The sequence below is a fragment of the Carboxylicivirga litoralis genome (genome assembly GCF_025499605.1).
GTDB classification, from domain to species: domain Bacteria; phylum Bacteroidota; class Bacteroidia; order Bacteroidales; family Marinilabiliaceae; genus Carboxylicivirga; species Carboxylicivirga litoralis.
In genome coordinates, this window is the sequence record NZ_JAFMVC010000016.1 from 21,012 (window position 1) to 32,456 (window position 11,445).

Consider the following 11,445-nt stretch of genomic DNA (forward strand, 5'->3'; position numbering starts at 1 on the left):
AATGTAAAGGGCTAGTTTTCAACATTTACACAACTGTCTGGTGGTGGTGCCAGGTGGTTATAGAGCATAAAAATAGCCGGATTCAGTGCGAATCCGGCCATCATAGATTTGAGTATTTGATAGAATTAGAATATCCTCATAGTTATATCCCAAATAGTTTAAAACCAACTGCAAAGGTGAGTACATTCGTTTTCTGACCGATGTCAACTTTAGAAATATCTTTCATCCCCCACTCATAGCGTACATCAGCTGTTAAACGCCAGAATTCAACACCTGCTCCAGCTTGAAATGTCCAGTTGGCACTATCGACATCTTCGTAACCAGGAAGGTCTGTTTTTGTATTGGCATTAAATGATGCAACTGGACCAGCTACGCCATATACACTAGCTACTTTTAAGTCGAGTAGCCTAATATTGACTAATAAAGGGATGTCCCAGGTGTGGAAAGTTACATCAAATGATTCTTTTGGTTGTCCTTCTACCAACACTACGCTAATATCACTTTGTTTTTTAGCATAGTATAATTCCGGTTGAAAAGTTAAATTTCCAAATAATCTTAACCGGCCATAGGCTCCAAATAAGAAGCCATTATTTGCTTCGTTTTTGATTGTTTCGTTGTCAGGAATATCGCTAAGTTTTATTTTTGTCGAGTTAAAACCGGTTTTTAAACCAAAGGCAATTCGATCTTGCGCAAACGATGAGGTGGTTGCAATTGCCAGTACAGCAATTATCAATAGCTTTTTCATATTCAAGGTTTTTAATTTATAATCTTTTCTCATACAAAGATAAGACATACAGTGCTATTCCAACACTTATCGAAAAATGATAGGCTGATTTGGTACATCAGAAGTGGACATGCTTTAAACACGAATCAATCAGAATGTTGGAAAGAAATAAAAAAGTGATTAAACTGAAGCGTTTGTGTTAGAAGCTACTTTTAATATCAGGTAGTTGTTATCATCAATAAATAAAACCAGTTCGTCATCATTTCCACCTTCATATCTGGTGATTTTTCTGATTAATGTGTAGATGTATAGATCCCAGTCTGTTTCGCAGCAATCAGGTGAGCAGTTGGTGCTATGAAAAGTAACCTTACCTTTTGTAGTAGCTTCGTATTGACCGCTACAGGAATTGTCGGATAGTTGCAATTTAAATTCTTCTTGTTTAGGGAATGTGATTTTTATGGGATGAGTGTTCTGTTTTTTAGTGAATTTGTAGCTAGGTGCATGTACCTCACTTAAGGTAAATTCATCCTTAAAATAAAATTTTTGGGTCACGTAGCTATTGGGGTCACAGCCAGAGATAATAAGGATGCCGATTAGAATTGAGAATTTGGTTAGGTGCGTAAGCATATTAGGTTTTTCCTTTAAAGACAAGCGCAAATATAAAAGGTTGCTTTTGAAATGTAAAGACCTATTTTCTTTTAGGTGCAAAGCGCAATTTAATTTTCACTGTGTCATCAACCGGAAAGCCTTTTTTACTGGCAGGTTTCCATCGGGCTCCATTGCGTATGGCTCTGATGGTTTCAACAGAATAGGCTTCTCCCGGGCTTCGTTTTAGCTCGATGTTTTTTATATCGCCACGCAGGCTAATGGTTACCAGAGCAATTACCTGCTCTTTTTTGCCTGAACTATTTTTAGGATAGCGTAAGGAGGCCTCAATGTCTTCAATATATTGGTCAAGTCCGCCGATTGGTTCAGCGTTAATAAATTCTTTAATGCGACGTTCTTGTTCTTCGTCTGATTCAATAGTCACCACTTCACTCAAGGCCATGTAATCTTCCTGAAGTACAAAATTAACTGAATCGGCTTTGGGGTAATTCGATTCCTGAGCTACAAAGCCAACGTAAAAAGCATCAAGTGGCTTGGACGTATCTTTGACCGGTACTTTTATTTGGTAAGTGCCATCCATGTTAGCTACAGTTGCTATTTGTGTTCCGCGAACATTGATTGTAGCACCGGGCAATGGTTCTCTGTTGCGATCCACCACTTTTCCTTTCACAATCTTTAGTTCATCATCTTCGGCACCACTCTGTGCTTCAAAACTTTTACCTTCGAGTGTGCCGTAATCAACTGTCATTACTTCTTCTTCAATTCTGCTGACAGGAGAGTCGCTTTGTGGTGCTTTAATATTAAACTCTTCTAAATCACTCATCTCGAAGTCGCTTGTAGCTTGTAGTTTTGTGGCTTGCGGTGCTGCTTTTTTAGCAGTTTCCTGACCTTGCTTAGGTGTAGCCTTTTGTGTTTTTGGGTTAAGAGGTTCAGCTTTAGCTTGCCTGCTTCTTCTTTCTTCAGTTGGCTTATTTACAGTTTGGGTACTTGCCTCCTTCTTATCAACGATTAGTTCTTTTTTAGTCGTTTTTAGTTGGTTGTCAGATACCAAAATCGCGTCGTCAGGCACCAACAGCCATAGAGAGGAAAGGATACCAACTAGTAAAATGATGGATGCTGCCGCGTAGAAGGCAGGACGTCTCCAGAAAACAGTTGGTTGGTTGATTTTTGATTTGAGGCGTTTTAAATCGGCATCAATAGTTGAAGTTTCGAGCATGGATAAGCCTTCGAGCGCATCAGCCTCAAACGAATCGTTTAACAACTGGCGTTCAAAAGCATTCGCTTCCTGACCTGACATTTCATTGTTTAAATACCTTTGAAATTCAGATGCCTCGCTGTTTTTATGTTGTTCTTTTTTACTCACTGAATGATTCGATACAGATTTTTAAATTTCGTTTACCATTCTGAATATAACTCTTCACTTTTTTTAAGTCAATCTTCAAATTATCACTTATTTCCTGGTAGCAAAGTGCTTTGAAATAAAATAGTTCTATGCAGGCACGTTGATGCTCTCTGAGCTTGCTTAAACACTCCTGCAGGCGCTTGTCCATTTCCTCGGGCTCCCAGCTATCATTATTAAGATGCATATCTTGAGCTGATTCCATAAAAGCCAGTTCACTTTTTTCGTATTCTCTGGCTTTTTTAAGTTGCGATTGTTGCTGACGGAGTTGCATCAAACAATGGTTTTTGGCGACAACATACAGCCATGGCTTAAAGTTTTCAACCTGTTTCTCCAGTAATTCTTTACCTAGCTTTTCATAAATCTCTATGACGGCATCCTGTGCATCATCTTTATTTTTTAAATATTTAAGGCATACACCATAAATTAAATGCATATAACGTTCAAACAACATCCCTAACAGGTCGATGTTGCCCGTGTTTTGAAAAGCTAGTAATAATTGCTCGTCACTCTTCTCTTTGTTTTTAAGCCACTTAAATGCCATATGCTGATGTGTAGAATTTAAAAGTAGAAAAAAACTTAAAAAGATTTATGGAATTATTGTTTTAGCTGCATCCTAATGGCAAAGTGTTTAACTCAAAAATTGATGATGATGAAAAAGAAAGCTTTATTATTAGTTGCAGTATTAGCTCTGGTTACTGTTAATATTCATGCTGTTGGAAGAATAGTTAATGGAATCGTTAGCGATGAACAAGGAGCAGCCATTCCGGGTGTGTCAATTATTAGTAAAATGACCAATCAATCCGCTATTAGCGATGTGGATGGTAACTATTCGATAGAAGTTACCGAGAACGATATTTTACGATTTGCTTTTATTGGAATGGAGTCGCAAGAAATTGAAGTGAAGAACCAAACCGTCATTAATGTTGTCCTCAAAGCAGATGTGTGCGAAATGGAAGAAGTTGTCGTTGTTGGATATGGGACGCAGAAAAAGAGTGTGCTTTGTGGTGCTGTTTCGGGAATAAAGATACGTGGTGTTGGAAGAGCAAGTAGGGATAAACGTGCTCCAAAGCATCAGGCCGCTTATTTTGTGTCCGATTGTTACGATGCAGACTTCAATACAGAAGCCTATGCATCGCTTAGTGAGAATGGTTATAAGCAAACGACTAAAAATCCCTTATCAACTTTTTCTGTTGATGTCGATCGGGCATCATACACCAATATTCGTCGTTTTTTAAACAATGGACAATTGCCCCCTCAGGATGCAGTGCGGGTTGAGGAGATGATTAACTATTTTAACTACGATTATGCGCAACCAGAAGGTGAACATCCGTTTTCTGTGAAACCTCAATTGGCCGAATGTCCGTGGAATGGTGAGCATTATCTATTAAAAGTAGGCTTAAAAGGACGAGAGATAGAAAAAGAGAACCTGCCACCTTCCAACATGGTATTTTTGATTGATGTATCTGGTTCGATGAGTAGCTCCAATAAACTACCTTTATTAAAATCATCATTCCGATTGTTGGTGAATGAATTGCGTGACGAAGATTATGTGTCAATAGTAGTGTATGCAGGAGCGGCTGGTGTGGTGTTGGAGCCGACATCGGGCAAGGATAAAAAAGAAATATTGGAAGCACTTGATAATTTGGAAGCAGGTGGTTCAACAGCTGGTGGAGCCGGTTTGAAGCTAGCTTATAAATTGGCTAAGGAAAACTATCAAAAGCATGCCAATAACCGTATTATCTTGGCAACCGATGGCGATTTTAATGTAGGCATCAGCTCCAACGAGGCCATGGAAGATTTGGTAGCCAAAGAACGTGAGAGCGGTATTTTTATGACTGTGCTTGGCTTTGGAATGGGCAATTATAAAGATGATCGTATGGAGATTATCGCCGATAAAGGTAATGGTAACTATGCTTATATTGATAATCTGCAGGAAGCTCAAAAGACTTTAGTTAGTGAGTTTGGTGGTACATTGTTTACGATAGCTAAAGATGTGAAATTTCAGATTGAGTTTAATCCTGCTAAAATTATGGCCTATCGTTTAATTGGTTATGAGAACCGCTTATTAAACGATGAAGACTTTAATGATGATAAAAAAGATGCCGGTGAAATAGGAGCAGGTCATACGGTAACGGCCCTTTATGAAATTATTCCGGTAGGAGCAAAAGACAGTCAACAATGGGTGAAGACGGTTGATGAACTAAAGTATCAGAAAGATAAGGAATCCCGAAAAATTGTTGCATCAGAAGAATGGTTGACCATAAAACTTCGCTATAAACAGCCCGATTCATCAAAAAGTATTTTAATGGAGCAGGCGCTTAGTGGCAAAGTACAACAGTTTGCAAAAGCTGATGATGACTTTAAGTTTGCAGCATCGGTGGCCGCCTTTGGTATGTTGTTGAGTGATTCGGAGTATAAAGGCAGTGTTGATTATGATGAAGTGAAAGAGATGGCTACGAAAGGACGGGGAAATGATGCAGATGGCTTTAAGGCTGAAATGGTACGTTTGATTGAGATTGCAGAGTCGTTAAATGCGAGGTTTGTAAGTAAAGATTAATCAGATATTTAATTGAAACGAAGGCTTCTGTTTGCATAAACAGAAGCCTTCGTTATTTTTGTACTTCAACCTCATTCCTAAATAAAATGGATGCAACAGAATATCTGGCATTTTTGCCTTTGTTAATTTATGGTATTGCCCTGGCCGATTTGTTTGGCGAATGGAAGCGCTTATTGGAACCTAAAGGTGTTTTTGTTCCTTATATTTTGTTTACAATAATATTGACAGAAACAGCCGTTTATAATGTGTTCGCTTATGCTGAACTGGTCAGTAATTTAAAGGGCTTGCAATACTACGACTATTTGATTAAGCTGGTGCCGCCATTCTTATTTATGCTTACCGTCAATGCATTTACACCAGAAAAGGGAGATGATACCAAAGCCTACTTCATAAGCCAGATGCGCAATTTTATGATTATGTTAGCGGCTTTTATGGCCACACATTTCTTTTATGATTTTGGCGAAAGTAGTTATACAATCATTAGTCGCATTGTTGGTATAGCTCTTGTTTTGGTTGTTGCAATTGTGCGTAAAGTGTGGATGAGCTATTTAATTGTCGCTGTCTGGTTATTTACCATCTATTTTCGAGCCGGTTTTACTGTTACCTTATAAACTTATACTCCTTTGATTCGATCCCAGCCATTGCCACATCGTGCCAATAATTAGGGTACGATTTGGTAATCACCATTGGGTCGTTAATCACAATATTAGGAAATTTAAGCACTGCCGGAGCAAAAGCCATGGCCATGCGGTGATCTTTGTATGTGTCAATGATAATAGGCTCAGAGCTTGAGTATTCGCATGTTTCACCATCCCAGCTCAAATCGTCTACATTGTTGCTCTCAAGGACAAAGCCTAGTTTATTAAGCTCATTCATTAAGGCCGTAATACGATCCGTTTCTTTTATTTTAAGTGTTTGCAAACCGGTGAAGTGAAAAGGTATATTCATCAGACAGCAAGTAACAGCCAGTGTTTGTGCCAAATCAGGTTCGTTGATAAAGTTGTATTTAAACTTCTTGGTTTTCGTGCCAATATGACTAAGCTGTGTTCCCTTTTGCGAAAATTTGGTTTTAACACCCAGGTGCTCAAACATCTTTTGAACATTGGAATCTCCCTGCAGACTAATTTTTTTCAATCCTTGCAGGTTGATATTTAATTCAGGATTTAAAGCCGCTATTTCGTACCAGTAGCTGGCAGCGCTCCAGTCCGATTCGGCTGTTACAACCTTTGGTTGGTAGCGTCCTTCGGGTACGGTAATGACATGGCCTTTCCAATGGCTTTCAACACCAAAATCTTTCATTAAAGCTAAGGTCATCTCCAGGTAGGGCTTCGATATGATTTCTCCGGTTAAGGTTAATCTCAGGCCTTTTTCAATGGTTGGTGCAATCATTAATAATGCTGAAATATACTGGCTGCTCACATTGCCAGGTAGTTCAAGCTCGCCACCTTCAAGATTACTACCAAAGATGCGCAAAGGTGGATAGCCTTCTTTTTCCATGTATTCTATCTTTCCTCCCAACTGGTTAAGGGCATCCACCAATGTTTTGATAGGTCGCTCTTTCATACGGGAAGAACCGGTAATCTCCCATTCGCCAACAATCTTTGATAAAAAGGCAGTTAAAAAGCGCATCGAAGTACCTGCTGCACCTACATCAAAGGTGGTGCTGTTTGAGTTTAAAACACCTAGCATTGCTTTAGTATCATCGCTGTCCGATAGGTTTTTGATTTCATACGGACTGTAACTCAAAGCATTTAAAAGCAATAATCGGTTACTAATGCTTTTTGATGATGGTAACTGGATTTTTATGTTCCCTTTTGCCGGATTGTGAGCTAATTTATATTGCATGGTTATGTGCTGATTGTGAATAATGAAATAATTTAGTGGTAATTAGTATATGTTTGGGTGCGCTTATGTCTTCTGTCAGGCAACGAAGGTTCACTTTTTGAGGGTGTAGGAATTAAAAGTAATACTTATCATCTCACCTCTCTGTTCTCATCTCTAATCTTCTATCTTCTGTCCTCTGTCTTCCGTCTTTACTTAATGTTACAATAGAAATGCAGTGCGTCAAACACTTCTTCTTTCGATGCCTGACAATTAATCTGAATCTTACCAATTTCTTCCAGTAAAGTAAAGTTTATCTGGTTCGATTCATTCTTTTTGTCGTGGGTCATTAATTGGTACAATTCATCAAAATGCTCTTTGGTGAAATCGAAATGCCCAAAAACAGCTTCCAATTGGTTAGCTATCTCCATCACCAAAGGCATCGGGAAACCTAAGCGAATATGCGATAAATATAGTTCGCAAATCATTCCAAAGGCTACGGCATAACCGTGCAGCATGGGGCGATTTTCGTGCATGGCCAAACTTTCAAAAGCATGCCCAAAAGTATGTCCAAAATTAAGCGCCTTGCGAATATGGTTTTCTAAAGGATCGTTTTGCACAAAATAGTCCTTGATACGAATAGAGTCGGCTACCAAATCCTTTAGTTCTGCATAATCCGGATTTATAATATCAAAAGCTTTCAGTTGTTCCCAGCGTTCGTTGGAATAGATGAAGGCATGTTTAATCATCTCGGCAAAGCCCGAAATAATGTTTTCCTGATCGAGTGTATCTAAAAAACTGGTTTCGATCAAAACAGCTGTGGCCTGGTTGAAAACACCTACTTCATTTTTAAACCCTTCGAAGTTAATGCCAGTTTTTCCGCCAATAGAGGCATCCACTTGCGCCAATAGGGTGGTTGGAATATTAATAAACTGAATGCCCCGTTTAAAAGTTGACGCCGCAAAGCCTCCTAAATCGCAAGGCATACCACCTCCGAGGGTGATTAGGAGCGATTTACGATCGGCGCCGCCATGACTCAGTAAGTGCCATACTTTAGCTAAAGTCTCAATGCCTTTGTTGTTGTCGCCCGATGGAATAATAACAGTACGTTCTGGCGATAAACCTACAACATCTTTTATTTTCGGATAACACATTTCAAAAGCTGTTTCATCAGACAATAAAAAGACTTTATCGTGAGGAAAGTTATTGATGAAATGCTCAATGTCTTTCGTTAAATCTTCCGCAATAAAAACATTCGACTCTTTGGATAGTAAAGGAAACATTCTTAAAATTTATTGATTAAAACAAGCTATTTGTAAAAATAACGATGTTGGGTATCAAATCAGTATTGTGCTTTGTTTTGATGCCAGCAAAAATAGTTATTTTTAACAATTGTAACGATGTTTTTATTTGTCAATGTGAAAAAGTTGCAAATTGTCAGTTTATTTAATTGATAATTGTCATATTGAAAGTAAAGATTTGGTTTGTTCTCTAAAAAATTACAGAATGACACTTAAATTTGATAATAAGAATAAGGCTAAAAAAGTAAGTACATTTTTGCGCATTATTGTTATGCTGGCCATTGTGCCAATTGCCGTTAATTATCTATGGATTGAAACAAATAACAAAATGATTGAGATGGCTTTGTGGCTATTTTTGATTGTAATTATTGTACTCTACTACATCGGTGGTTTTTGTTATGTTGAAGTAGAGGCAAATGAGTTGAAATTAGATGTGAAGTACTATAATTTGTTCCCTTTTTGGCGCGAATACAAACGCATTGTTATCCCAGTTGAACGTATAAAATATGTAAAAGTGCGGAAAGGAATTGGTATTCTAGGCGTGGGTTTATTAATTTGTGGAAGAATTAAAGGTAGGCTAGCCGTATTTCCAAGGGTTGGATTAAGTGCAGTTGATAAAATAAATGTAGAAGAACTCAGGAAATATGCGGCAGTTGTTACTAAAGCTTAATCTAAATATCGCTATGATGCGCAAAACCCTGTTAGTTGTTTTTTTATTGGTTTTTTGTTTTGGAGTGAAAGCCCAATTCAGTAACAGAGATATCTATATAAGTCCTAAGATTTCGTTTGCCGATTATAGTGATCGTCACGATTGGGATGGTTATAGTATTCGTAAAGTGCCTCCTATATCATTAGCCGTTGAAAAGGGCCTTGAGGATTTTGTTAGTGTGGGAGCAATGATGGGCTATAATCGGGACAGATACGTTAACGATACACTTTCTTCTAATACCCATATTTATTCTGATTTTGTCATGGGCGGTTTGGCCAATGTGCATTTTGCAGGCTGGATTGAAGAGTGGACCAACTATAAAGTTTTTCTGGGCGATTGGGATTTTTATGCCGGACTTAGTCTGCTATTTAAATGGAAGAGTCGTGAAGATAATGATGTTTGGAATGAGGAGTTGTCGGTTTTTGAAAGTTCCAAACGCAGTTCGTTTGATATGAAAGTGCGCCCCACTATAGGTGTTCGGTATTTTGTAAGCGACAATTTTTGTATGCTACTCGAAATAGGCAATGGCAACATGGGAGTGGTGACTACTGGTATTACTTTCCGGATACCTCGAGATGATTATTAGGTTTATTTAACTGTCTAATTGCACAATTATTGATTTGTCGAACTGCCAAATTGATAAGTTTCCTATTGTTTTTACCACAGGTGTTTTAAAGGTCAAGGGGGATTAGTCAGTCATGTACGCTCAACAAGGTATCCGGTTCGTACCATGCAGGTGCCTGACTCGCATTTAGCACATAGTTGCTTCAAAGTTGCTTCAATGTTTCTTCAATGTTTGTTCAATCATGATTGAATAAACATTGACTATTGTATGAGTAATATTTAATTACAAAATGGCTTAGCTCCGAGTCGGATAACTGTCAGGTACGTGCATAACCCGAGCCGAATTATTATCTGTGTTCCTTATGTTGAAAATTACTTGTCAAGCATGAGGAATAGCACAAGTTCGCATAATAGACGACAGGAGGTAAGCCTAAGGAGCGATATCAATCAAGCGTAAGGAGTTGCTTTAGCTTTTTTATTTATTGTTAATAACTATTCTCCGAATTCATCAGTCTAAGTCGTATTTTTTTCTACTTTAGTAGTTAATAATCAGACCTTAATTTGTTAGACCGCTTAAAATATCAAATTGGTATAAGCCTGATTAAAGGTATTGGACCTAAATTGGCGCGTAACCTTGTTGCTTATGTTGGCGATGAGCAGGCCGTTTTCTCCCAAAGTTTAAGAGCTCTATCTGCGATTCCCGGAATTGGACAAGGATTGGCAAGCATTATTAAATCAGCTGATGTACTTAACCGTGCCGAAGAGGAGGTGGAGTTCGTGCAGAAGCACGATATTCAAGCTATTTATTTTACCGATGATAATTATCCCAAGCGCCTGTCGTATTGCGATGATGCGCCAATCATTTTATATGCTAAAGGTGATTTTAACCTGGATGTAAATAAGGTTTTAGCGGTTGTTGGAACACGCAAAGCTTCTGATGATGCCCGCATTAATTGCGAAAAGCTAATTGAAGGTATTGCGCAGAGGCATCCGGGCACAATAATTGTTAGTGGCTTAGCCTATGGAATTGATGTTTGTGCGCATAAGGCAGCTTTAAAATTTGGTTTGCCAACATATGGCGTCCTGGCACATGGCTTGGATAGGATTTACCCTTCTTTGCATCGAAATATCGCCAAAGAGATGACTGTTGATGGAGGTGTTATCACCGAATTTACTTCAGGCACCAAGCCTGATAAGCCAAATTTTGTAAGGCGTAATCGTATTGTAGCTGGTTTGGCAGATGCATTGGTAATGGTTGAGTCAGCTATTAAAGGCGGTGCCATTATTACCTCGCGCATAGCAGAGTCATACAATCGTGATGTGATGGCGTTTCCTGGCCGGGTTGGTGATGAATTATCGCAAGGAGGCAATTATTTAATTAAGAAAAATATAGCCGCCTTAATTGAAAATATTGAGGATTTGGAGTATGCATTGGGGTGGGAAAGTAGTGAAGCACAGTTAGCAACGCAACCATCCTTATTTCAAACATTTAATAACCCAGAGGAGGAATTACTCTACAATGTGATTGTAGAGAATAAGGAGTTAACAGCCAATGAGCTGTGTGTTAAAACCGGATTGCCAGTTAGTAAAGTGAGTGCAAGTATGTTGTCGTTGGAGTTTGCGGGTTTGGTTAAGTGCTTGCCGGGTAATGCATTTAAATTATTACGGTAATAAAAAGCAGAGTTTATATCGAATTTCGAATTATTTAATCTAAAAAGTCAATAGATGAGACAACAAAAATGACTATTTTGCGTACAATTT

General features: G+C 38.5%; 11 protein-coding genes. 5 read left to right on the forward strand and 6 right to left on the reverse strand.

Going from position 1 to position 11,445, the window contains the following annotated elements; genetic code table 11:
- Positions 1-142: 142 nt before the first annotated feature.
- The 4 genes from J1N10_RS14455 to J1N10_RS14470 form a co-directional block, all read right to left on the reverse strand.
- Complete coding sequence (locus tag J1N10_RS14455; RefSeq protein WP_262327435.1) at positions 143-745, reverse strand: porin family protein; 603 nt, start codon at positions 743-745, stop codon at positions 143-145.
- Between the two features lie 159 nt (positions 746-904).
- The gene (locus J1N10_RS14460; protein WP_262327436.1) at positions 905-1,351 is read right to left on the reverse strand and encodes a hypothetical protein; all 447 of its coding nucleotides are present in this window, start codon (positions 1,349-1,351) and stop codon (positions 905-907) included.
- A 61-nt stretch (positions 1,352-1,412) separates the two neighbouring features.
- Complete coding sequence (locus tag J1N10_RS14465; protein WP_262327437.1) at positions 1,413-2,627, reverse strand: carboxypeptidase-like regulatory domain-containing protein; 1,215 nt, start codon at positions 2,625-2,627, stop codon at positions 1,413-1,415.
- A gap of 58 nt (positions 2,628-2,685) precedes the next feature.
- Entirely contained in the window at positions 2,686-3,273 is a 588-nt protein-coding gene (locus J1N10_RS14470; RefSeq protein WP_262327438.1) for an RNA polymerase sigma factor, read from the reverse strand.
- 75 nt (positions 3,274-3,348) lie between these two features.
- On the opposite strand from J1N10_RS14470, the gene J1N10_RS14475 reads away from it, so the two are divergent.
- Both J1N10_RS14475 and J1N10_RS14480 read left to right on the forward strand, forming a co-directional pair.
- Entirely contained in the window at positions 3,349-5,289 is a 1,941-nt protein-coding gene (locus J1N10_RS14475; RefSeq protein WP_262327439.1) for a vWA domain-containing protein, read from the forward strand.
- An 86-nt stretch (positions 5,290-5,375) separates the two neighbouring features.
- The gene (locus J1N10_RS14480) at positions 5,376-5,900 is read left to right on the forward strand and encodes a hypothetical protein (RefSeq protein WP_262327440.1); all 525 of its coding nucleotides are present in this window, start codon (positions 5,376-5,378) and stop codon (positions 5,898-5,900) included.
- On the opposite strand, the gene J1N10_RS14485 is transcribed toward J1N10_RS14480, so the two are convergent.
- Positions 5,890-7,134, reverse strand: a complete 1,245-nt coding sequence (locus J1N10_RS14485) for a 3-phosphoshikimate 1-carboxyvinyltransferase (RefSeq protein ID WP_262327441.1) — start codon at positions 7,132-7,134, stop codon at positions 5,890-5,892. The genes J1N10_RS14480 and J1N10_RS14485 overlap by 11 nt on opposite strands.
- Before the next feature lie 188 nt (positions 7,135-7,322).
- A complete protein-coding gene (gene aroB / locus J1N10_RS14490) occupies positions 7,323-8,393 on the reverse strand; it encodes a 3-dehydroquinate synthase (protein ID WP_262327442.1) in 1,071 nt (356 codons plus the stop codon).
- Between the two features lie 223 nt (positions 8,394-8,616).
- Between aroB and J1N10_RS14495 the strand changes: the two genes are divergently transcribed.
- The 3 genes from J1N10_RS14495 to dprA all read left to right on the forward strand — a co-directional run bounded on the left by J1N10_RS14495 (position 8,617) and on the right by dprA (position 11,355).
- Entirely contained in the window at positions 8,617-9,081 is a 465-nt protein-coding gene (locus J1N10_RS14495; protein WP_262327443.1) for a hypothetical protein, read from the forward strand.
- A 13-nt stretch (positions 9,082-9,094) separates the two neighbouring features.
- Entirely contained in the window at positions 9,095-9,706 is a 612-nt protein-coding gene (locus J1N10_RS14500; RefSeq protein ID WP_262327444.1) for a hypothetical protein, read from the forward strand.
- 539 nt (positions 9,707-10,245) lie between these two features.
- The gene (gene dprA, locus J1N10_RS14505) at positions 10,246-11,355 is read left to right on the forward strand and encodes a DNA-processing protein DprA (RefSeq protein ID WP_262327445.1); all 1,110 of its coding nucleotides are present in this window, start codon (positions 10,246-10,248) and stop codon (positions 11,353-11,355) included.
- Positions 11,356-11,445: the final 90 nt, after the last annotated feature.